Source organism: Streptomyces europaeiscabiei, assembly GCF_036346855.1.
Lineage (GTDB): Bacteria > Actinomycetota > Actinomycetes > Streptomycetales > Streptomycetaceae > Streptomyces > Streptomyces europaeiscabiei.
The window spans coordinates 8,357,482-8,378,625 of sequence record NZ_CP107841.1 but is presented as its reverse complement, the minus strand read 5'-3'; the positions used below and the strand labels follow the sequence as shown (position 1 = coordinate 8,378,625).

The 21,144-nt window shown below is 69.6% G+C and carries 24 protein-coding genes and 2 pseudogenes; 16 read left to right on the top strand and 10 right to left on the bottom strand.

Annotated features, from left to right (window positions below; genetic code table 11):
* The first annotated feature begins 12 nt into the window (after window positions 1-12).
* The 6 genes and pseudogenes from OG858_RS36450 (at window position 13) to OG858_RS36425 (ending at window position 5,765) form a co-directional block, all read left to right on the top strand.
* Window positions 13-768: a TIR domain-containing protein gene (locus OG858_RS36450; RefSeq protein ID WP_086747714.1), complete on the top strand. Its 756-nt coding sequence runs from the start codon at window positions 13-15 to the stop codon at window positions 766-768.
* Window positions 765-2,762: a hypothetical protein gene (locus OG858_RS36445; RefSeq protein WP_086747715.1), complete on the top strand. Its 1,998-nt coding sequence runs from the start codon at window positions 765-767 to the stop codon at window positions 2,760-2,762. The genes OG858_RS36450 and OG858_RS36445 overlap by 4 nt, the downstream gene beginning before the upstream one ends.
* Window positions 2,759-3,841, top strand: coding sequence for a hypothetical protein (locus OG858_RS36440; RefSeq protein WP_327748230.1), 1,083 nt, complete (start codon window positions 2,759-2,761; stop codon window positions 3,839-3,841). The genes OG858_RS36445 and OG858_RS36440 overlap by 4 nt, the downstream gene beginning before the upstream one ends.
* Window positions 3,842-3,859: 18 nt before the next feature.
* Window positions 3,860-4,309 carry a hypothetical protein gene (locus OG858_RS36435; protein WP_086747716.1) on the top strand — a complete coding sequence of 150 codons (450 nt, stop codon included), beginning with the start codon at window positions 3,860-3,862 and terminating at the stop codon, window positions 4,307-4,309.
* Between the two features lie 374 nt (window positions 4,310-4,683).
* Window positions 4,684-4,875 (top strand): annotated as a pseudogene (locus OG858_RS36430) (CorA family divalent cation transporter); the annotation flags it as partial.
* Window positions 4,876-5,231: 356 nt separating this feature from the next.
* Entirely contained in the window at window positions 5,232-5,765 is a 534-nt protein-coding gene (locus tag OG858_RS36425) for a GNAT family N-acetyltransferase (RefSeq protein ID WP_086747717.1), read from the top strand.
* Between the two features lie 34 nt (window positions 5,766-5,799).
* Here the strand turns inward: OG858_RS36425 and OG858_RS36420 are convergent.
* Window positions 5,800-6,033, bottom strand: a pseudogene (locus OG858_RS36420) (ECF transporter S component); the annotation flags it as partial.
* A 1,243-nt stretch (window positions 6,034-7,276) separates the two neighbouring features.
* Between OG858_RS36420 and OG858_RS36415 the strand changes: the two are divergent.
* On the top strand, window positions 7,277-8,518 hold the full coding sequence (locus tag OG858_RS36415; RefSeq protein ID WP_327748231.1) for a PP2C family protein-serine/threonine phosphatase: 1,242 nt from the start codon (window positions 7,277-7,279) through the stop codon (window positions 8,516-8,518).
* 407 nt (window positions 8,519-8,925) lie between these two features.
* Here OG858_RS36415 and OG858_RS36410 read toward each other — a convergent pair whose 3' ends face one another.
* The 6 genes from OG858_RS36410 to OG858_RS36385 all read right to left on the bottom strand — a co-directional run bounded on the left by OG858_RS36410 (window position 8,926) and on the right by OG858_RS36385 (window position 11,888).
* Window positions 8,926-9,096 (bottom strand): hypothetical protein, encoded by a 171-nt coding sequence (locus OG858_RS36410; protein ID WP_179200908.1) that lies wholly within the window; start codon window positions 9,094-9,096, stop codon window positions 8,926-8,928.
* A 359-nt stretch (window positions 9,097-9,455) separates the two neighbouring features.
* On the bottom strand, window positions 9,456-10,049 hold the full coding sequence (gene amaP, locus OG858_RS36405) for an alkaline shock response membrane anchor protein AmaP (protein ID WP_319064229.1): 594 nt from the start codon (window positions 10,047-10,049) through the stop codon (window positions 9,456-9,458).
* Between the two features lie 10 nt (window positions 10,050-10,059).
* Window positions 10,060-10,749, bottom strand: a complete 690-nt coding sequence (locus tag OG858_RS36400; RefSeq protein WP_319266828.1) for a DUF6286 domain-containing protein — start codon at window positions 10,747-10,749, stop codon at window positions 10,060-10,062.
* A complete protein-coding gene (locus OG858_RS36395) occupies window positions 10,746-11,192 on the bottom strand; it encodes an Asp23/Gls24 family envelope stress response protein (RefSeq protein ID WP_319266830.1) in 447 nt (148 codons plus the stop codon). Before OG858_RS36395 ends, OG858_RS36400 begins: the two co-directional genes overlap by 4 nt.
* Window positions 11,189-11,416, bottom strand: coding sequence for a hypothetical protein (locus OG858_RS36390; protein WP_086747721.1), 228 nt, complete (start codon window positions 11,414-11,416; stop codon window positions 11,189-11,191). Before OG858_RS36390 ends, OG858_RS36395 begins: the two co-directional genes overlap by 4 nt.
* 37 nt (window positions 11,417-11,453) lie before the next feature.
* Window positions 11,454-11,888 carry an Asp23/Gls24 family envelope stress response protein gene (locus OG858_RS36385; RefSeq protein ID WP_319064232.1) on the bottom strand — a complete coding sequence of 145 codons (435 nt, stop codon included), beginning with the start codon at window positions 11,886-11,888 and terminating at the stop codon, window positions 11,454-11,456.
* 163 nt (window positions 11,889-12,051) lie between these two features.
* Between OG858_RS36385 and OG858_RS36380 the strand changes: the two genes are divergently transcribed.
* From OG858_RS36380 to OG858_RS36345, 8 genes are all read left to right on the top strand, one after another.
* Window positions 12,052-12,852 carry a hypothetical protein gene (locus tag OG858_RS36380; protein ID WP_319064233.1) on the top strand — a complete coding sequence of 267 codons (801 nt, stop codon included), beginning with the start codon at window positions 12,052-12,054 and terminating at the stop codon, window positions 12,850-12,852.
* A 520-nt stretch (window positions 12,853-13,372) separates the two neighbouring features.
* Window positions 13,373-14,452: a fatty acid desaturase family protein gene (locus OG858_RS36375; RefSeq protein ID WP_328544043.1), complete on the top strand. Its 1,080-nt coding sequence runs from the start codon at window positions 13,373-13,375 to the stop codon at window positions 14,450-14,452.
* Between the two features lie 142 nt (window positions 14,453-14,594).
* Complete coding sequence (locus OG858_RS36370) at window positions 14,595-14,777, top strand: hypothetical protein (RefSeq protein WP_328544044.1); 183 nt, start codon at window positions 14,595-14,597, stop codon at window positions 14,775-14,777.
* Window positions 14,774-15,121, top strand: a complete 348-nt coding sequence (locus OG858_RS36365) for a hypothetical protein (protein WP_319064235.1) — start codon at window positions 14,774-14,776, stop codon at window positions 15,119-15,121. The genes OG858_RS36370 and OG858_RS36365 overlap by 4 nt, the downstream gene beginning before the upstream one ends.
* Window positions 15,122-16,344: 1,223 nt before the next feature.
* Window positions 16,345-16,794: an STAS domain-containing protein gene (locus OG858_RS36360; RefSeq protein WP_328544045.1), complete on the top strand. Its 450-nt coding sequence runs from the start codon at window positions 16,345-16,347 to the stop codon at window positions 16,792-16,794.
* A 95-nt stretch (window positions 16,795-16,889) separates the two neighbouring features.
* Window positions 16,890-17,462: a hypothetical protein gene (locus tag OG858_RS36355; protein WP_328544046.1), complete on the top strand. Its 573-nt coding sequence runs from the start codon at window positions 16,890-16,892 to the stop codon at window positions 17,460-17,462.
* A complete protein-coding gene (locus OG858_RS36350; RefSeq protein ID WP_327745249.1) occupies window positions 17,452-18,213 on the top strand; it encodes an ANTAR domain-containing protein in 762 nt (253 codons plus the stop codon). The genes OG858_RS36355 and OG858_RS36350 overlap by 11 nt, the downstream gene beginning before the upstream one ends.
* Window positions 18,214-18,292: 79 nt before the next feature.
* A complete protein-coding gene (locus OG858_RS36345) occupies window positions 18,293-19,009 on the top strand; it encodes a GAF and ANTAR domain-containing protein (RefSeq protein WP_086747729.1) in 717 nt (238 codons plus the stop codon).
* A 102-nt stretch (window positions 19,010-19,111) separates the two neighbouring features.
* Here OG858_RS36345 and OG858_RS36340 read toward each other — a convergent pair whose 3' ends face one another.
* The 3 genes from OG858_RS36340 to OG858_RS36330 all read right to left on the bottom strand — a co-directional run bounded on the left by OG858_RS36340 (window position 19,112) and on the right by OG858_RS36330 (window position 20,328).
* Entirely contained in the window at window positions 19,112-19,471 is a 360-nt protein-coding gene (locus OG858_RS36340) for an ANTAR domain-containing protein (protein WP_086747730.1), read from the bottom strand.
* A gap of 40 nt (window positions 19,472-19,511) precedes the next feature.
* Window positions 19,512-19,868 carry a PRC-barrel domain-containing protein gene (locus OG858_RS36335; protein ID WP_086747731.1) on the bottom strand — a complete coding sequence of 119 codons (357 nt, stop codon included), beginning with the start codon at window positions 19,866-19,868 and terminating at the stop codon, window positions 19,512-19,514.
* 181 nt (window positions 19,869-20,049) lie between these two features.
* Window positions 20,050-20,328: a hypothetical protein gene (locus tag OG858_RS36330; RefSeq protein ID WP_037692413.1), complete on the bottom strand. Its 279-nt coding sequence runs from the start codon at window positions 20,326-20,328 to the stop codon at window positions 20,050-20,052.
* A gap of 381 nt (window positions 20,329-20,709) precedes the next feature.
* On the opposite strand from OG858_RS36330, the gene OG858_RS36325 reads away from it, so the two are divergent.
* Window positions 20,710-20,922 (top strand): hypothetical protein, encoded by a 213-nt coding sequence (locus OG858_RS36325; protein WP_086747740.1) that lies wholly within the window; start codon window positions 20,710-20,712, stop codon window positions 20,920-20,922.
* The last annotated feature ends 222 nt before the right edge of the window (window positions 20,923-21,144 follow it).

Genomic DNA, 21,144 nt, shown 5'->3' with positions numbered 1-21,144 from the left:
GGAGATGTCACCATGCGCGAGGTCTTCATCAACTACCGTACGGGCGACGGGGAAAAAACCGCCGCCCTGATCGACCAGGAACTGTCGCGTCGCTTCGGCCCGGAGCACATCTTCCGCGCCTCGAGGTCCATCACCCCCGGTGAGACCTACCCCGACGCCCTGCTGGCGGCACTGCGACACAGCTCCCTCCTCCTGGCCGTCGTCGGACCCGACTGGACGAACTTCCAAACCCGGCTGCACGATCCGGAGGACTGGGTGCGCCGGGAGATCGAGGAGGCGTTCACGTGTGAACTTCCGGTCGTTCCCATCCTGGACGGCCGGAAGACGAACCGGCTGAGCAAAATCGACCTGCCGACCGAACTGGCACGGCTCGCCGACCTCCAAACCATTCCGTTCGACACCCACGACACCGAGACGGGTGTCAGGCGCATCGGTGATCTGGTGGCCGAGATGGTCCCCGGGCTGCGCGACCTGACCCAAGCCGACAAAACGTCGCCCGCGTCGGACACCGTGACCAACTCGATCGGGGACGTGAGCGGAACAGCCGTACAGAGCCGTGACTTCACCGGAGACGTCGGCGGCACCATCGTGAAAGGCGCCCACGGCCCCGTCCACACGGGCAACGGCCACATCTACCAGAACTCCCGTCATGTGTCGGGCGACCGGCACATCTCGGGAAACGGGATGACGTACTTCGAAGGCGACAACCACGGCACCGTCCAGCATCGGTTCGGCGAACCCGATCGCTCCGCAGACGACAGCCGGTGAACCAGCACAGCAGCACACGGGTCGAGAACCCACACGGGTTCACGCACACAGGGCCGGGCAACATCTACGTCAACGTCGGCGCCCAACTACAGGACTCGGACAAGCCGGCCTTCCGGCGCGTCGCTGAAGACCAACTGCGTTGGCTGCGACGTGTGTTGGTCGACCCCGTCAACATGGGCAAGGCCCGCTCCACGCTCGCCGACACTGGCACCGTCATCCTGGACGGTGCCCCAGGCAGCGGCCGCACCGCTGCGGCCCGGGTACTCCTGCGCGAGTACCACCGGGACAGCGGCGTCTTCCACGAACTTCTTCCCGGCGAGGAAGGGGAACTGTCCCTCCACGACCCGGCTCTGGTCGAAACCGGTGACCGCCTGCTGCTGGACCTGTCTGCCGCGGACGACCGCCAGTGGTCCGCGGCAAGGGCCGACCTCCCTGCCCTCCGTAGGGCCGTCCACGAACGGCACGCCCATCTGGTGGTCGTCATGCCGCGCGGCGGCGCCGTCGATCCCGACCTCCAGTACTACCGGGTCGAAATCGAGCCCCCTCCGGGCCTGAACGTTCTCCGGCGGCACCTCCGCGTGCACGGCGTACCGTACGAGCAATACATCCAGCCCGACGTGACCGTCACCGAGTTCCGGCCTGGCCAAAGGCCGATGCGGGAGATCGCGGACTTCGCCGACCTGGTGCGCCGCGCCCGCGAGACCGCTCGACGGGACGAAGGGTTCGCGCAGTGGTGCGCAGCAGCCAAGAGAGCACGGAACGACCGGCGGAAGGAAGTCGCCGCACGCGTCGCCGAACTGCGCGAGGCACCTCAGCGGGCACTGCTGATCGCCGTCTCCATGCTCCATGGGGCGCACGCCGACGTCGTCCACCGAGCGGCTCAGCTATTGCTGAGCACTCTCGACTCTCCGTCCGAAGGGCTCCCTCTGCTCCAACACAAGGACCTCGCTGAGCGGCTCGCAGAGATCTCAGCCGAAACAAGACCGGACGGGCACATCCAGTTCAGGGAGCTGGACTACGACTCCGCCGTCCGCGCACATTTCTGGGATCACATGCCTGACCTACGCCACCACCTCGGCACCTGGGCCGCGAGGGTCGTGGATCTGAACGATCCGCACCTCATCCCTGCCGTTCGTGACGATCTGGTGGCGCGTATAGCCGATCAGTATCTGCGGACCAGGCGCGGGGACGGTCTGGCGTCTCTCGCCGAACGATGGAGTTCCGAGGCCGCGAGCAGGGCGCGGCTGGAAGCCGCTGTACACGCACTCACCTGTGCTCTCAACGATCCCGCTCACGGCAGGGAGTTCCGCGAACGGATCTATCAGTGGTGCGCATACCGGCGCCTCAAGGGAGAGTTCGCGCAGGTCCTCGTCCAACTCTGCGCCGATGTCCTCGCGTCCAGCCATCCCGACCAGGCCCTGATCCGGCTGTACTACCTGGCTCAGCGCGAGCGCGACACCGTCCGCGCCGTGCAAGCGTTGTGCGACCTGGTGGCACGCAGTCGTCGGCTACGCCGAAGGCTGCTCGACCGCCTCGCACGATCCAACCTCTCGCCGCCCGACCTAGGCATCTTCCTGCGCGTCTGCGATCCTGTGCCGCTGACGGATGCCTTCGACATCACATGCGCGCTGGTGGAGACGAACGGTGTTCAGCGTTCCCTGACCACTTGTTGGCATGCGGTACTGGCCCGGATGCCGCGGGCAGAGTGGCAGCCACACGCGGAACGCTGGCTCCACTGGGCGGCCGACGACACCGGACACCGGGGTGAACTTCTGCTCGACGTCCTCGTCCGCGCCGCTGAGCGGTGCGACAACAGGCGGGGGGCGGTCTTCGCCGCGCTGTACGCGAGTGCCCGCGAAGCCGAGCGCACTGCTCCGGGAGGTCCCGCGCGCTCCGCCGAAATCACTGAGCTGCTACTCCAGAAGATCAGCGTGGCCCAGGGCCTCGGCCATGCCACCCCGCCGCCGGCACCAGCCAAGGGAGCTCAACCGTGACGACCGCACGAAAGACGACAACCGTCTTCCTCACCATCCTGTGCGGTTTACTGCTGACCATCGTCGGCCTGACACAGCGGTGGCCTACGTGGATATGGCCGACGCTGGCCGTGCTCCTCCTCGTTGTCCCCGCAGCGGCCTTCCGGATCGCTTCGCTGCGCCGCGGTTCCATGCCGGTCAGTTTCGAGGAACAACTCACAGCCTCCCCCGTGGAACGCACGGAGTGCCACGTCAGCCAGGTGGCGCTACCCAGCCACTGGGAGGACTACAGCTTCATGTTCTCGGCGACCGTGCGGTGGTACCTCGTCGAACCATCCGGAAGCGGCTCCGTCCTCAACCCGGCCGGAGTCGCCGTCGAAGCAGTCCTGAACCGTGCCCGCGCCATCACCGAGAAGCGGGAGCCGGACCGAGCCTCACTCGTCCAGCACGAGATCAGCGGTGTCCTCGGCCGTATGTGTCCCGACGCCACAGGACACCTCCAGGCCATGGCGGAGAACATCAGCCTCACCTTGCTCGAGCAGGACCAGGAGCGCTTGGACAGACTCGCAAAGGTGCGCAAGGACAAGGCCGTCTGGGAGCACCAGCGCAAATACGAGCAGAGCAAGCGCCAGTACCTAGGGGAGGACGTACTGAAGGACACCGGCAGTGCGGTGGTCTGGTGGCTCGCCAAGAACGACGAGCACGTGGAACGGACAGTGGCAGACCTTGCCCTCCTCGCGCAGCTCACGTCCGCAGCCAATGACACCGACATTCCCGAGCGACTTCAGAACCTCGTTCCCCAGCAGCCCGGCGAACGAACCACTCCCGAGTTCCTGGAGGAGCGCCCCGCTCCCGCCACACAGGAACGGACGGCTGCGGATCATCTCTCGGGCTTCTTCGACGCCATGGGCCTCACGGAAGGAGACGTCCGACGGGCGATGCTGGCCAAACAGATCTCCGACATCATCGAGACGCAGGACCGCCACGAGACGGCCGAGGACCTGCGACGCCGGTTCGACCCTCCTGCGACCTTCACGCCGAACAACGGCGACGGGCCGGATCTCACCACCAGTGCGCCCGATGAGACATCGGGTTCCTGACACATCTTGGAGGAATCGATGGACAGCGAGCTGGCCGCTCTCGCCGCGTCAGGAGCAACGGCCCTGGTTTCCCTCATGGTCACCGACTCCTGGACGCACGCCCGTGAACTTGTCGGACGGTTGTTGGCTCGTACCGGCTCGGATGCCGCCGCAATCGCCGAGCTGGACAGTGCACGGACCCGGCTGCTCACCGCCACCACCACCGAAGACGAGCAGGCCGCCTCCGACGTCAGAGCTCGGTGGCATGTCCACCTGCAACAGCTCGTCGAAGCCGGATCTCTCACCAGCGACGACCTTCGCGTCCTGCTCACCTCGTTGCACCGGCTCGACGCTGCCCCAGCGACGCGTCGGGAGACCGTGCGCAACGACATCAACGGCGGCGTTCAGCACGGTCCCGTCATCCAGTCAGGCCGAATCACCGGGCTCACCTTCCACGTCCACCACCCCCCAGCGTCCAAGCCGGGCTGAGGCCGGGACGGTGTGATGGTGCAGGCAAGTTGGAGCAGGCCGAGGTGCCAGAAGTGGTCCCGCAGCTGCCGAGACAACGGCGTCCATGCTCCGCCGACGACGAGGCTGTCGGCCCGCGACCCACCAGGGGCCCGCCCCCTACAGCCAAACGGCGTGCCCACTGGGGTGTTGGAACGGACGGCCTACCACTCCGCCCTCTGGCAGCAAGACGGGCCTCCTCTGGGGAGAATCTGGGGAGTTTCGGGCGGTGCTGGGAAGCGCGTGGGGAGAATCTGCTGCGTAACGCGGCACGGTCCTGAAAGACGCCGAAAGGCTCATCCGGGCAGGTCAGGGACGTGGATGACCGCATTGCCGCAGGTCAGCGCCACCCAGTAGACAACTTCAAGAAGATCTCGTCGTGGGCGGCGATTTTGTTTGCTCCCACACTCGTCGGAACCATTTACGGCATGAATTTTGAGCACATGCCGGAGTTGGGCTGGAGCTTCGGATACCCCTTCGCCATCGGCTTGATGGGGGTGGTTTGCGTCAGTTTGTACCTAATTTTCAAGCGGCGGGACTGGCTCTAGGCCCTCGCGTGACGCTCAGTTCTTGTTCACGCTTTGCTCGCGCATCCCTTGCAGATCGCGCCAGGAACGGCCGTGGGGAGTCCCTGGGGAGAAGGGATGCGGGTGGTCTCCTCGCCTTGCCCCCGACAAGCCGGTGACCAGGTCTTTTGGGCGTCGGCAAGCGCTGGGGAGAATCCAGGGAGAAACGCATCGGAGTGCTGGGGAGCCTTGGACCGTGTGACTTGTCATTTCGCCCTCCAGCCGATCATGACGATCGTCAGGTTGTCCAGGCACAGTGAACAGGGCGTCGGCTCCACATTCGTCGCTCGGCATACTCTGCCCGGCACGGACAGTGCCATCGGCAGACAGGTTGACCCATGCGGTACTTCGACTCGGACATCCTCACCGTGGCCGACGAGCTCACCGACGCGTATGTCGAGATCTTCACGGCCCCGCCCTGGCATCAGCGGGATCCCGATGCGACACGCTCGGCGTTCCGGGAACGTCTGGAGAAAGATGCCCGCCGCTCGGGATTCCGGGCGGTTCTCGCTGTATCGGCTGACGGCGAGGTGGACGGTTTCGCCACTGGCTGGCTCACCCAAGCCCCGTTCCCCACCGATCGGGCCTACGGAAAGGTGACACGTCGACTCGGCGCGGACCGGGTGGAGGAGTTTCTGGTCGGCGCCTTCGAAATCGACGAGTTGGGTGTCCGTTCGCGGGCCCGGGGCACAGGTCTGGGACGACGCCTGTTGTCCGCCATCACCAGCACCGCTCCCCACGGCCGGGCGTGGCTGCTGACCTGGAGCGAGGCACTCGACACCCTCGCGTTCTACCGCCGCCTCGGCTGGCAGGAGCCTGACCCGCTTCCCGGCTCCGAGACCGACATCGTGGTGTTCCGGACACCGGGCTGATCCTGTGGAAGCCCGGTCGGTGGCGTTCGGGTTCCCCCGTCCGGGATGCACCGAAGCGCACCGGGGCCCGGGAGCAGGCCCGGCGGGCCGCTCGGCGGAGTGTGGTCAGGGCCGCCGGGCCGGCGAGCGTCACGCAGACGAGGCTCGTGGCCGCGCGGCCGGTGTCCCGGCCCAGGGAGGTCGCGAGGTCGAAGGCGATGCAGCGCTGCCGCTGCTGGGTGCAGGGCAGACCGGGCAGGTCGGCGATGGAACTGTCGGGGGCGAGGGAAAGGGCCGGAAGGAGGGGGGTGCTCCTGGGCCTCGGCTTCCCATGTGACCCACCGGCCCCGACGTCAGCCGCCCGGGGGCTCAGGCGGTCCCGGCCCGAAGCCACCTGAACCACCACGCCCCACCGCCGAGTACATGGACGCCCGCAGCGATGCCGAGGAGTACCGCGACCGGCATGCCGGCGTCCCCGTCCGTATGGGTCTGCTGCCGGCTCCGCCGACGACGTACTCGACGCCCTCCCCCACCGCGCCCGCTCCGTCGCACCCTGTACAGAGACGTACGAATGACAGCTCCTTGAGGGCCGGCCCCTCCCTCACCGGGCCCGTCGGTCATTCGGCGACGTCAACTCCGTGGCCGCGAACGAGGTCAGCCAGGTCGTGGTCGTAGCCCGGCCCGACGGCACTTCCGCTGTCGGCCCTCTCCTCGGCGGTGGATCTCGGTAAGGATCATCCGGGCCATGCCGGTGTCGGACAGGTCGATGACAGCTTCTCGGACCAGTACTTCTGCCGTGTCCGGCCGGCTCCCGGCCGCGTCCTGTGGCGACACGGGCACGGGTGCGAACCGGGAAACACCGGATGCCCGAAATGTGCGCCAGGCATAGCATGAAAACGGGTCGGCACACTCTCACGTGCGACCGGCCCGGAAGGGCGACCCCGGTGTATGGATACGCCGGGGTCGTTGGCGTACGGCGGACGCGGCCGCCCGAAGATCGGCGTGACCCGTTCCCCCGATGTCCGAAGTGGCGCGACCACGACGTCGTGGACCCGAAGTGGCGCAGGACCGGCATTCCGGAAGCGGTCACGAACACCGCGACCGACCGGCCGGCCATGACCCTCGTCGGCCCCGTGTGATCAGGACCGGTGGCCCGGACCCGCCCCGCCGGCCGGTCGGCCCCCCTGTCTCCGTCGACCCAAGCCCCTTGTGGTGAACGGCCTCGGGGGCGACATGCTGCCCATGGCGCAATCGGCTCGTCCGACCGGTCGGCGATGCGAGCCTGTGCCGGTCGATGGCGTCGTCCCACGCTGATCGCGGTCGCCTGCTGGTGGATCCGAGAGGGACAGGGTGTGCGTCGCGTCGGGGCACCACGTCCGCATACGTCGTCGCGGTGCCGGCGGCGTCGTTCCGGCCGGCGCCGCCCCGCATCGGCTGCGGTGGGCCGGGGCACCGGGCCGCCCGGCGAACACCGCGTGGACGCGCCACCCCGCTGAGTTCCCCATGTCAGGGGCCGAAGGGAAGCAGAAGCCATGACGGACGGCGGAGGTAGGACGGACAGGGTCGGGGTGGACCGCTCGGAGGGGTTCGGCGAACGGCTGCTGGGCGTACTGCTGGACCGGGCCCACGAGATGCCGCCGGAGTTGATCGCCCCGCTCGTCGCGGAAGAGGTGGCCAGGGTCGGGGGGCGGGAGGTCTCCATCCTCCTGCAGGACTACGAGCAGGTGCTGCTGGTGCCGCTGCCGGGAAGGAGGCTGAGGGTCGGCGGCCCCGAGCCGGTCGAGGGCTCCCCCGCCGGCGAGGCGTTCCTGGGCCGCAGAACGGTGGAGGTGCCGAAGGACGGCAGTGTGCGGATGTATCTGCCGCTGCTGGACGGAAGCGACCAGATCGGGGTGATGGCCGTCACCCTGGACAGCGTCGATGACGACGACCGGCGACTGCTCCGCAGACTCGCCGGTCTGGTCGCGGACATGATCGTCACCAAGGACGCCTACACCGACCAGTTCTTCCAGGCCCGCCGCAGCGCCCCGATGAGTGTGGCCGCGGAGATCCAGTGGTCGCTGCTGCCTCCGCTGTCGATGACTGTTCCGCAGGTCGAGGTGGCCGGAATCCTGGAGCCCGCCTACGACGTGGCCGGCGACAGCTTCGACTACGCCCTCAACGGTGACATCCTGCACGTGGCCATGATCGACGCGATGGGCCACGGGCTGGACGCGGCGACGATGGCGACGGTGGCCATCGGCGCCTATCGCCACACGCGACGGGCCCACACCGATCTGTCCCAGGTGTACGCGTTCATGGACAGGGCCATCGATGAGCAGTTCGGCCCCGACCACTTCGTCACCGCGCAGATGATGATTCTGAACATCACCACAGGCCGGCTGCAGTGGGTCAACGCAGGTCACCCGGCCCCGCTCCTGATCCGGGACCGCGCCGTGGTGGACCGGCTGGAGAGCCCGACCACGTTGCCGGTCGGCTTCGGCGGTGAGGAGCCGGTGGTCAGCGAGCGGATGCTGCGGCCCGGCGACCGGTTGCTGTGCTTCACCGACGGCCTGATCGAGGAGCACCAGGCCGGCGGGGACCAGTTCGGCGAGGAGCAGCTCATCGAGTGGACCAACCGGATCCTCCGCGAGCGCGCGGAGGTACGGGCGGTGGTGCGAGCGCTCTCCCACGCCCTGAAACACGAACGCGGCGGCGCCACGACCGACGACGCGACCATCTTCCTCGTCGAGTGGCGAGGGGGCGACGCCGATCACCTCACCATCCTCGACTGAGCCGCAACAATGCACCCGCCCCCTCGCTGAAGCCTGCCTCCGACCTGGGGTTTCGTACCCGAGGTCGCACATGCCGCAGGCGTCGGCCTCCGGTCGAGCGTGCTACGTCTCCGGCTCGGGAAGCACTCCCTCGTGGTGCCGAACCGATGGCGGAATCGGGGGCGGGGCCGTCACGGTGTACCGAACCGAGGCGGCGGGATCCCGATGGGACGGCGGTCGGGCGGACAGGCGCGCGGCGATCTCCCGAGTGCGGGAGCCGGCGGCGGATGGGACGTGTCCTGGCCGTCAGGCTGAGGAATCGGTAGCCGTGGGCGGGCAGGCCTCGGTGGTCGTCGAACCGCTCAGGGCCTGCCGGTGACGTGTGGAACGGATCGGGCCCGGACGGGTCCGGGGCATTCGGGAGCCGGTCAGCGGGCTGGGCGCCGGGGGGAGCGCCAGAAGGAGCGGGCCGCCAGGTAGAGCAGATCCGCGATGAGAAGCAGTACGCCGACGGACATCAGGTGGAGCAGGCCGTCGACGGCCGCGCCGATGACGACCAGAGCGATTCCGGCGATGGCCAGGATCAGGAAAACGATCATGACGGGATGCCTCCTGGGAAGGAACCGTGCGGGATCCGCGTGGTCTCCCGGCTATGGCGGGACACGCTGTGCCCGTGCTCGATCTCGCGTCGACCGAAGAGTGGTGGGCGACGGCGCGGGCGCACAAGGGCCGCTGCCTGTGGCTGCCGCGTCCGCCGAGGGCGGGCCCACCGGCCCCGGGGCTTTCAGGATGATGCCGACGACAACCGAGGCCGGTGCCTTCGAACCCGCCGACGGCGAAGCGGGTGCGCCACCGGGCGGCGTGCGGTTCGTTTGATCTTCTGCATGCCAGGACGTTCGGGTTCCGGGATCCGGACGCCCCGCAGCCGGTACCCCTGTGGGGCTTCGGTCCGGGGGTCTCAGGCGGCGCGTTGGGCGCGGTGGCGGACTTCCCGGAGTCGGACCTTCGACGGGAGGCGGTCCAGGCCGGCCGAGTCTCGTGCGTGTGCGAGCGTTTCCCGGCTCAGCCGCCCCAGACTCCGCGCCGGATCGGCGTGAGGCTCCAGCAGCAGCCGTACGCGTGCGGTGGGAGCGGTACGTCGGCCCGTCAGCCGGACATGAGCCCGCGCGATCCCGTCCAGGGCTTGCGCCTCTTCCTCGATGGCATCCTCCAGCGTGCGGCCGTTGAGCCGGGCCGCCACGCCGTCTTCGCCGTGGACGAGGACCTGGCCCAGGTGGTGTCTGCGTTGCGCGAGGAGCCACCACAGCAGCAGGGCCAGCAGCACCGCGAGCACCGCGATGACGGTCGGCCACCACCAGCCCTCTTCCCGCCACCGGGTGCGTCCCTCGACGCCCAGCACCACATCGTCCGGCCCCAGGAAGGGCCACCAGCCCGGCATGCCGAAATCCCAGTGGCGTTGCAGATCCAGCCCGCCCAGCAGTACGCCGCCGCCCAGGGCGAACAGTCCAAGGCCGAGAAGCCCCAGCAGCACCCGGTTCACCGTCTTGAGCATCAGGATCACCTCAGCCCTTCTTCGGGCGCCGGACGTGCACGGTCAGCTTGGGTCGCCGGGCGAGACCCAGGGACGTAAGGGCTTCCCCCAGCGAGGCGTCCAGGTCCGCGTGGACCTCCTCCAGATCGCGGAAATGGGCCCGTGCCCGGGCTTTGACCTTCCGGCGGCCGACAGCGACCTGTGCCGACCGGACACCGGGCACCCGCACGGCCCGGTCGCGCAGAACCAGGGCGGCCGCGCGGCGGTCGAGCCCGGCCCGGACCTCCTCCGTCCCGGGGATACCGGTGGGCCGGCGCATGGGCAGCAGCCTGCGCAGACCCGGCGTCACCGCCAGCAGGAAAAGCCACAGGCCGAGGACCATCGCCACTGCGGCCCCGACGATCATCCAGGTGTCGTCCAGTGGCCGTGTGGCCAGTTCCTCGGCGAGCCGCCTCCTCCAGCCCATCGCGGTACGGCCTGCCCGCACCGCGATCACGTCGTACAGGAGCAGTCCCGTGGCAGCGGCGGACAGCAGGGCCACCAAGGCCGCGGGAATCCGCCGCGCCGACCAGGAGCGGCGCTCCGACCGGCCTGATTCGTCCCTCGCCGTCGTCGCACCCGCGCCCGCCCCCGGGGTGCCGTCGGCGGACGGCGCTGCCGGTCCGGAATCGGGGGGAGGGGCGCTGTCGCCGGTCGGCTGCCGCGTCGTGTTCGCGCTCATCTCACCCTCTCCTGGTCCGTGTGCCGCGCGTGCACCGAGTGCAGCCTCTCGACCGACACCACGAGGTCGTACACCTCCATGCCGGCCCAGGTCCTGAGTCGTTCGGTGACTTCCCGGTGCACTGCGGCGCACTGCGCCCCGATGTCCGACGGGTAGCCGAGTTCGACGGTGATGCGCATCCATGCCTCGCCGAGCACCGCCTGCCGTCCGGCGGCGGATTCGGCATCCGGTCCTGCGGTGTTCCGCTCCGGTGCCCGCCGCACGGATGTGGTCACGCGCGGTGTCCGGCGTCCCGGTGGTACGTGGCCGGTCGACTCGGTGAACCGGCTCAGCGCCTCGCGCGCCACCCGGGAAGCGATCTTCGCCACGGCCCGGTCGGCGACGGTGATCGCGCCGCGCTCCCCGCGGGGGATGCCCGGACGCCGATCCGTTTCACCGGTCACTGCCGCCAGTCTCCCCGAGCCCCTCGCCGATCATCGCGGATCCGCTCCTGTCGGTCCCGGCGGCGGACGAAGTCGCCCGGTTCGAGATCACCTTCCAAGAGCCGCCCGATCACGAGACCGACGACGCCCAGCACCAGTACCAGCAAGAAAGCCCAGAAGTCACCGAAATACGCGGCGAAACCCAGTGCCATTCCGGCTGTCAAGCCCACCACGGCCCTGCTCATCACGCGCTCCTTCGCTCAGCGGGCTGCTCCGACCCGACTACTGGATCCGCTGCCGCTCCACCCCTTCGTCCTCCTCGTCGTCGGGCAGCTTCACATCGCTGACCGTGATGTTGACTTCCACGACTTCCCGACCCGCCATCCGCTCCACCGCGGAGATCACGTTCTCCCGCACCTCACCGGCCACGTCCGTGATCGAGACGCCGTAGTCGACGACAATCTCCAGATCGATGGCCGCCTGAAGCTCTCCGACCTCGACGCCCACCCCGCGCGTGACGGATTTGCCACTACCGGCGCCGGGCATCCGCTCCCGCATGGATCCCATCGAGCGCGCGAATCCGCTGCCCAGGGCATGGACGCCGAGCACGTCCCGTGCCGCCATTCCGGCGATCTTCTCCACCACCACATCGGCGATGGACGTCCGGCCACGAGAGCCGGGCGCGCCGCCGCCCCTTACGCCGGTGTTCTCAGTCATCGGGACATTCCTCCCTCTGAGGCTCACACAGCACTCACCAGTGAAAGTATAGTCGTTTTAGTACCTTTTGACAGGATTGCGGATCGCGAGGTGGAGTGGTCGGACGAGCGACCTGAGCGCCCCTGCCCCGCTCATCCCACGGAAGAAGGAGGGTGAGAGGACGGTGACGACCGAGGCGTGGACGCAGGCAGTACGGCACCGGCTCGGCCTGGGCAGACTGCTCCCGCTCGGTGGCCCCGACGACGGGACATGGATCACCGAGCAAGCGGCCGTCCGGGCCCTCGGGCACGCGGCCGCAGGGATTCCCGGCGTCCGGCTGGGGACCCTGCGCATCGGTTCGGCACCGCACGAGCCCGTGTCCGAGCCGGCCGTCCCTCCGCCGGTCAGCGCGCTGCCGCCCGGCCCGCTCAGGATCGAAGCCGCCTTCACGGCGCCCCTCGGGCAGCCGCTGCCCGAGACCGCCGACCAGTTGAGGAGCACACTGCTCCACACGGCCGCCGAACGGCTCGGCCTGGCCACCGTGACGGCTGACCTGCGGGTGACGGATCTTCATGAGGGCCCTGAGACAGGTGCGAAGTCGCGGACCGCGGCGAGGCCCATGAGGCCTGCGTCGGAAGCCGCAGCCGCGTCCGCAGCCGCGCGAAGCTCACCCCCGGCGACCGGAGCAGGGTCCATGCAGGGGCTCGTCGGAGAGCTCGCGGACGTCGCAGCGGGCGTTCCGGGCGTCGCCCGCCTCACCGCCGCGCTGGGAAGCCGCCCGGTCAGGATGGAGGACCATGACGATCCGCCCGGCCGGCACGTCGAGATCCAGTTCGCGGTCGCCGCCGGACACCATCCGCGGGAAGTCGCCCGCGCCGTCCGGGAGGCCGTAGGCGCCGCAGCCACCACCGGCACCGCGGGCCCGGTCACCGTCGCCGTCCTCATCACGGAAACCGCGACCCAGGCCGTTTCCGACAGCTCTTGAACCGTTCGGTGAGCGGTCACGGACGAGTCCGGTGAGGCGGCCGGCGCCTCACGAGTCACCTCGGGCGGCGCCGATCGGCCGGATGGTCTCCGGCCAAGAGCCATCAGAAGCGCCCTGGCCGGCCGGGCCGCAACGGCCGCCGGTGCCAGGCGGCGGTGTCCTCGACGACGAACGGCCCGAACGGCCTCGACTCCGGTCCGTCGGCTGGGAGAGGACTCGCACGGACCTGTACCGGTCCGTGCGGACCGCACGGACCCGGCCGGTGTCGTTCTGCCATGAAAGCGCGCGGATCGCTCCAGAAGCCCTGCCCTGTCACGGTGTGAGACCTGCCCGGCAGGGAACTCGCAGCCCGACAGGAGGTCTGCGCGGCCTCTGGTCGACGAAGCAGACGTCGTCCTCGCTCCGCGGTCGCGCGATGCGCTTCCCCGGTGGAGGCAGCGCATACCCGGCTGCGGCCCGGTCTCAGCGGCTCTCAAGGCGACGCCGAGCCACTGCCTCCTTCGGAGAGAGTTTCATCGTCATGAGCAGAAATTCGCCAGTCCGTCCCCCGCCCTCGCAGACGTCCGGCAGTGACTTCGCCCGATTGTCGAGAAAGATCGCTGATGCCGGCCTGTTGGGACGCCGTCCCGGCTACTACGCACTGCGGATCACAGGGGTGGCCGGGCTCTACGTCAGTGGGTGGGCCGCCGTCGCACTCGTCGGCGACAGTTGGTGGACCCTGGCGGCCGCCGCCTTCCTGGCCGTGGTCTTCGGGCAGGTCGCCCTGCTCGCCCATGACGCGGCCCACCGTCAGGTGTTCCGGCGACGCCGGGCCAGCGAGGTGTCCGGACGGATCGCCGGCGCCGGTATCGGGATGGGCTACGGGTGGTGGCAGGACAAGCACACCCGCCACCACGCCAACCCCAACCATGAGGAACTCGACCCCGACCTCGACCCCAACCTGCTGGTCTGGTCCCAGGAGCAGGCCCGGGCCGCCAAAGGGCTCCCCCGTCTGATCGGCCGCTGGCAGGCATTCCTGTTCTTTCCGCTCCTCACACTGGAGGGCTTCAACCTGCACGTGTCGAGCGTGATGGCGCTGGCCAATCCCTCGCTCAAGCACCGAAGGCTCGACGGCACCCTGCTGTTCGCGCACTTCGCGCTCTACCTGACCGCCCTGCTCTGGCTGCTGCCGCCCGGCCTGGCGATCGCCTTCCTCGCCGTCCACCAGTGCCTGTTCGGCGTCTACCTCGGCTCCCTCTTCGCACCCAACCACAAGGGCATGCCGATCCTGACGGGCGAGGACCGCCCGGACTTCCTCCGTCGCCAAGTGCTCACCTCACGCAACGTACGCGGCGGCAGGCTGACCGACATCGCGCTGGGCGGGCTGAACCATCAGATCGAGCACCACCTGTTCCCCAGCATGCCCAGCCCCAACCTGCGCAAGGCCCGGACCATCGTGCGGCGCTACTGCCAGGAACTGGGTCTGGACTACGTGGAGACCGGGCTGCTCACCTCCTACCGGCTGGCCCTCGCCAGTCTCCACCAGGCCGGAGCACCGCTCCGACACGCCCGCGTTCCGGCCCAGGGACGTCCGGCGCCCATCGGTGGCAGTGATGTGTAGCGGACGGCACACACCCGCCCGGTCGAGAGCCGTAGGAGGCGACGCTGCCGGCTCGGCGTCGCCACAGCCTGGGACACGTGGATGGAACACCCCTGCGATCACCGGCCGTGGACCGGCTCGGACGCACCGCGAAACCAAGGCAGTGGACCGGACCGGGAACAGAGCGGGGACGCTGGACGGGCGGATCGCCGAAGACCTCGACCGGCTCGCCCGCCACGGGCGACCGCGGTGCCGGGACAGGATCGGCCAGGGCTCCGAGAGCCTGGGGCAGGCCGCCGACAACACCAAGGACGCCTTCGGACGAGACGGAAGCGGCACCCCATGATGTACGACCAGACTCGCGCCCAGCAGCCCGCGGACCAGACGCCGGCCCCCTCCGAACGTCGTACCCCCGGCACGGAGCCACTGCTCCCGTCGGCTGAGAAGGACAAGATCCTCTTGCGCCTCCGACACGTCCTCAACACCTTCGCCGACACTCCGCGCGAGGCGCTGGAAGAGGCCGAGAGCGCCTACGACGAGGTCACCGAACAGCTCGTGAGCGCCCTCGCGGCACGGCGGCGTGTCCTGCGCGCCGGGTGGCAGGACCGAGACCCCGAGACACAGCCCGAGGAACTCCGGCAGGCGCTGAGGCAGTACCGGGAGATCACCCAACGGCTGCTCCACCTCTAGGCGGCCGTGGGTCCACGTCCCGGCGGGGCGCGGAGGAGCGTGGACACCACCGAGGGCACTTCGCACACCGGCTTCCGCCGGGGCGTTCTCGGCGAGAGATGAAAACCGGGCCGCCGCGGAGCCGGGCCGGAGACGGGTACGCATCATGCCGGTGCCCTGGTGACCCCGCTCCCGAGATCCTCTGGTCGAACTGCCCCCGCTGACCGACGTGTTGGCCCCTGGTGGGCCCGCCCTGCGTGAGGCCGGCGCCGCATCACCCGCACCGCCGTCAACCCGATGTACCGGCCGTCATCCCCGGCAGGGTTCCCGTGGACGGCCACTTCGCCAAAGTCGGTCGGTTCACCCGGAGATCGACCCGCACAAGCCGCTGCTGCTTCTCCCCACGGCCCCTGCCGCTGAGACCTGCTGGTCATCCCGCCCGAGACCGGGCGAAGTCGGTGGATCGGCTCATGACAGCCGCGTCCGACCACGACGGCCCGCCACCGACCGCGGGCGCGCTCATCGCCGTGGACGAGGCACGGTATGTTCTCGCGGACCTCTGCGGCGACGTCGACGATGCTCGCCCCGTGTTCCAGGGGCGAGTTGGAGGTCGGCGGCTGTCCACTTCTGACCGACCGCCTCCGCCTTGACGCCGTGCCCTCAGGCTCGGGAGCCCGCCCGGGATCCGGTCGCGCGTGGCTTCTGCGGTGCGAGGGATCCGCCCTCGTCGGGGCCGCCGCTCCGGATTGACCGTCGTAGCCCGGCGCACGCACCGCGCCACCGCCCCGGCCCGCCCCGCCCACCGCTCGGTCGTTCGAGCCGCATCCCGGGTCGGTGCACGAAGTGCCGTGCGCGGGCGGGCAGTCAGGAGTGTTCGTGTCCGAGTGCCGTGCGGTTCCTCGGGCATACACGCGTCACCGTGTCCTCCGCACCGTCCGCATCCTGGGATCGGGCTGCTTCGGACCGTCCGTCACTCGACGCGAGGCATACGCTGGTATGGAGACGCCCCAGACCCCGGCGGCATGCTGTTGCTGAACACAGATGGCTGCGGGATGCGGACTTCGTCCGTCGCCGGCGGCATCCCTGGAGGGAACCGGGTGGGTCCACTGCCCTGCTGCGCAGGCTGCCGGGCCGGCCGTTGCTCTGCCTCCGCCGAAATTCGCCCCTGCCGGGAGCGCGCCCCGGGAGCCGGAACTGTGGCACCCGGGCGTCCGCCGCCGGATGGCCTTCCGAACCGAGGCGTCATGCCCCTGCCACAGCTCTCCGTCCACCGTCACGACCGAAGGACACGGACGCTGATCACCCTGGCCGGTGAGATCGACCTCGCCTCCGCGCCGTTGGTGCGCGTGTCCCTGGCCCGATGCCTGCGAGACGGTATCCGCACCATCGACGTCGACCTCACCCCCGTCGCCTTCTGCGACTGCAGCGGACTCAGCGCGTTCCTGCACGCCGCGCGGCAGACCGCCCTGGCCGGCGGGACCCTTCGACTGCACCACCCGCCGACCGGCCTGGCTCGGATCCTCGACCTCGCCGACTGCGGGACCCTGCTCCTCGGCCTTCCGTTCGGCCACCTGCCCTCTCCTCGCGAATGCGACGACACTCCTCCCGGATGCGACACCGCGGCCGTGCCCCGGCCGGCCCCGCCGCACCGCTCTGGCCCGCTTGTGCCTGTTCTCTCGGGCGATGCGCGATGACGGCCGAACCCGGGCAGGGGCAGTCACGGCAACCGAGGGTCGGCGAGCCCTCCGCCATGGCTCCGACGCGGCCGCGCCGGCTGAACCGTTGGCTGGTGGAGAGCCTTCGCGAGGATCTGATGGATCTGTACGGGGAGTCCCGCGCGACGGCGCCGGGTGATCCGTACCGCTGTCCCAGCCGTCAGAACTTCTCGGACCGTCTCACCACGGACATGCACCGACCGGGATTCGCCATGGTGGTCGCCGAGACGGACGGCCTGACGGGGTGCGCCTTCGGATTCCCGGTGGGCGGCGACGGCCCCTGGTGGCTCGGCTTCGAGGGAACACTGCCGCGCGGTGTCGGGCAACTCACCGTGTCCGGCGGCGTCTTCGCGTTCGCCGGCATCATGACCCGGCCACAGCCGCAGGACCGGGGGATCGCCCGTCGTGTGCAGGAGCGACTGCTGACCGACCGTCAGGCATCGCTCGGCGCGACGTTGGTGGACCAGGCCGATCGCCCGACTCTCGCCGCGCTCCGCTCCTGGGGGTGGCTGGACATCGGAGAGCTTCGCAGGCCACTGGGTACCACCACGTTCCGCGCGCTTGTCCATCCCCCTCCGGGAACACGCCACGGCGCGGCGGAGAGCCTCGTCACGATGCCCGGGGGCGGTGACCCGGGTGGGACCTGACAGGCGGTCGGACCGGATACGGCTGCTGGTGGCCGAGCAGGCGGCCCGACGAGGTGCCCGGGTCGGTGTCGTGGATGTGTGCACCGCGGCCGTGGCCGCGCTGCCGGTCGGCGGGGCCGGGCTGTCGGCGATGTCACGGACCGCGGCGAGCCATCCTCTGTGCAGCACCGACGACATCAGCGAGCAACTGGAAGAGCTCCAGCTCACGCTCGGCGAGGGGCCCTGCGTGGACGCCTTCGCAAGCGGCTCGGCCGTCCTGGCACCCGATCTGCTCACCGCTGAACTTCAGGATCACTGGGCCGTGTTCACCGATGCGGCCCTGAAAGCAGGAGCCCGCGCGGTGTTCTCCCTCCCCTTGCAGAAGGGCGCGATCAGCCCGGGAGTCCTGGACCTGTACGCCGACATTCCGACCGTGCTGGACACGGAGCAACTGGCCGACGCGCTGGCGTTCGCCGATCTCGCGACACTGCTCCTGCTCGATACGAGGATCGACGAGACGGGCGCACCCGCCGACGGGCCGATGCCGGACCACTGCTTCGAGGACCTGGGCGCGTACCGGGCGGAGATCGACCAGGCCAGCGGGATGCTCACGGTCCAGCTCGGAGTCGGCATCGAAGAAGCCTTCGTCCGGCTCCGCGCCTACGCCTACGCACGAGGACACCGACTCGCCGACGTGGCGGCTGATGTGGTGGCCCGTCGGCTTCGTTTCTCACCGGACACGGAGCCGGAGCAGTCCGATGAGGAAATCTGACGTATCGGTGCCGACCCAGGAACGTGCCGTCCTTCCCGCCCCTTCAGGCAGGGAACAGTCTCAATCGAGGGTGCCCACCATGGATCAACAACTTCTGGCCAAGACCTTCGTCGAGCTGGCCGACAACCTCGTCGCCGACTTCGACCTCATCGACTTCCTGTGCCTGCTGACCGACCGCTGCGTCGGCATTCTCGACGCGAGCGCCGCCGGCGTGCTGCTTGCCGACCAGGACGGCAAACTCCGCCTCATGGCCGCCTCCGACGAACAGGTGCGCCTGCTGGAGCTCTTCCAGCTGCAGAACGACGAGGGCCCCTGCCTGGAGTGCTTCCGCACCAACACACCGGTGATCGTCCACGACCTGACCCGGGAGATCGACCGCTGGCCGCGCTTCGCCACGGCGGCCCACCGCAGCGGCTTCGGGGCGGTCCAGGCCCTGCCCATGCGTCTGCGGGCGGAGACCGTGGGCGCCCTGAACCTCTTCCGCGCCGCCCCCGGCCCCTTCGACCCGGCCGCCACACTCATCGCCCAGGCGCTGGCGGACGTCGCCACCATCAGCCTGCTGCAACAACGCACCGCTCAGCGCAGCACGGTGCTCAACGAGCAGCTGCAGACGGCGCTGAACAGCCGGGTGCTGATCGAACAGGCCAAGGGAAAACTCGCCGAACGGCAGGGCATCGACATGGAGCAGTCGTTCCGCGCGCTGCGCGGCTACGCCCGAGCCCACAACCGGCGCCTGGCCGACGTGGCCCGCGCCCTCATCGACAACTCCGAACCCCTCGCAGGCCTGGGGTCCTGACCCGCGCGGCAGACACGCCGACGGCTGTCCTGGACGAGTGACGAGGGCACCGGAGAGTTGGGCCGACAAGCTCCCGGTGCCGTCCGCCGGGCACGTACGCCGTCATCTCCGGTCCGCCTCGTGCAAGCGCCGCAGTGCTCGGCGCAGCTCCCGCTGTATCGGTTCCGGGAGCGTCCGGTCCCTCGTCGTGGCGACCAGAGCGGCGGCCACGTCCCGGAGCTTGGTGTTGCTGTGCTGCGACACGCCCACCAACAGGTCCCAGGCTCTCTCGCTGGAACACGGCGCCAGGGCCATGAGCATGCCGCGCGCCTGGTCGATCACCTCCCGGCTCTCCATCGCTTGCCCCAACTGCTGGTTTCTGGCGCGCAGTTCGACGACCTCGGCCAGCAGAGCCACATGGCCCGCTGACGGCGCGGTCCTCGACAACCGGTGTTCCACACCGGGCGGGGTCATCTGGCGCATGGTCCGTACTTCACAGAGCGGGTATCCCGTCCATAGGTGGTCAGCGACGCGCCAGTTGCCGTTCTCCGGCCGCACCGGGCTGGTAGGCCAGTCCGTAGTGGTTGAAGATCGCTTCCTCCTGCTCGGCCGGCAGTACGTCGTCGGTTCCGATCGAAGGGGCCCGCTTCACCAGCGTTCTGACATAGCCGACCCTGAGATAGTCCGGCCCGACGATCGCGTTCTCGATGGGGACGAAGAGCAGACGGTGCCGAGTGGGCAGTCCGGTCCGTACCGTGGCCATGGCCGGTTCGTCGGTGGTGGTGTCCACATAGACCGCCTCAAGGACACCGATCCTGCGCGACTCGGCGTCAACGACATCGCGGTTGCGCCATTCTCGGACGTCGGCTGCGTGAATCATGGTCTCTCCCTACCTGGACGACCTGCGTGGGGGTCGTGCGTCGCGCCCCAGGTCCCGCCCGGGAAAGCTCCGCAGCGCACGATGCGGCTCCCGCTGCATCCGCACCCGGCGTCCGGTGCCGCAGGCGCGTCCCCCGCATGGCCTCGGCCCGCAGATCCCGCCGCTCCGGCCATTTGACGGGTCATCCGCGGCGTTCGCGGTCTCGACGGTCCTCGCGCCGCCAACGCGCCCGGTGCTGACGGCTGTAGCGGCGATCCCAGCGGTCCTGACGATCCCGGCGGTTCTCGTAGTCCCGATAGTCACCGAGATCGGAACCGTCGCCGCGGATCCAGCCTCCCCCGCGATCGCGACCGTGGCGGGTGGCGACGAAGACCAGCACCGCCGCCGCCACCCACCAGAGGGGGTCGAGGAAGCCTAGGCCGAACAGGGCCGCGCTGAGGACGAGGAGCGGAACGAACATGGTGGGCCTCCCCCGGGAACGGGACACAGCATCGATACCGGGGACTGGGGCCTCACCCCACAGCGTAGTCCTGCCCAAGGGTTGCGGATACCGTGCGGTGTCAACGCGTCCTGCCTCGCGTGAATGGCTGCTTGACGCCTGTCGGGAAACCGCCGCGAGGGCTAGCGTGCGACATGCCGCCCGTGCCCCCGGCAGCGTCGCACCGCCCACGCGCTCCCCAGGGGGCGCACCCTGCGCATCGGTGCCGGAAGCCGCGTCGCCACGAGTGAGCCGTTCCCGCACGCGTCCGTCGTCATGTGATCCTGACGCGCTCCCGATGTGCTCCGAGCGGGCACCGATCTGCTGCCCGCCGCGTCGCACGTTTCCCGCAGGCGGCAACCCATGTACGCGCTGATCCTTTCCACTTCGACCCCCTTCGTGCTGCTTGGCGTCGTGATGGCCCTGTCCTGGTGGGAGGACCGCATCCTGCCGACGCCACCGGCCGAGCCGGCCGAAGCCCCCACCGAAGCTCCGCTCACCCCGACGGCCCCTGCCCAGTTCCCCGAACCCGTCCGTGTCGACACCGCGTCGACACGGGACGTCGCCGGGCGTTGACCGGCAGCACGACGTAGGGCCGTCCTCGTCTGCGGCCATTCCACCGGGCTCCTGGACAGGGGCCAGGGCCTGTCCGATCGGCCGGGAGGAACACCGGACAGGCCCCGGCGGATATGGGCGCGACGGGGCGCGGGGAGGTGGGCCGGAGTGATGCCCGATTGCCGAGCGCCAGTCCCGGTGCAGCAGGGCCGTGGTGCCGGGGGACAGTAGCCCGGCTCTGTC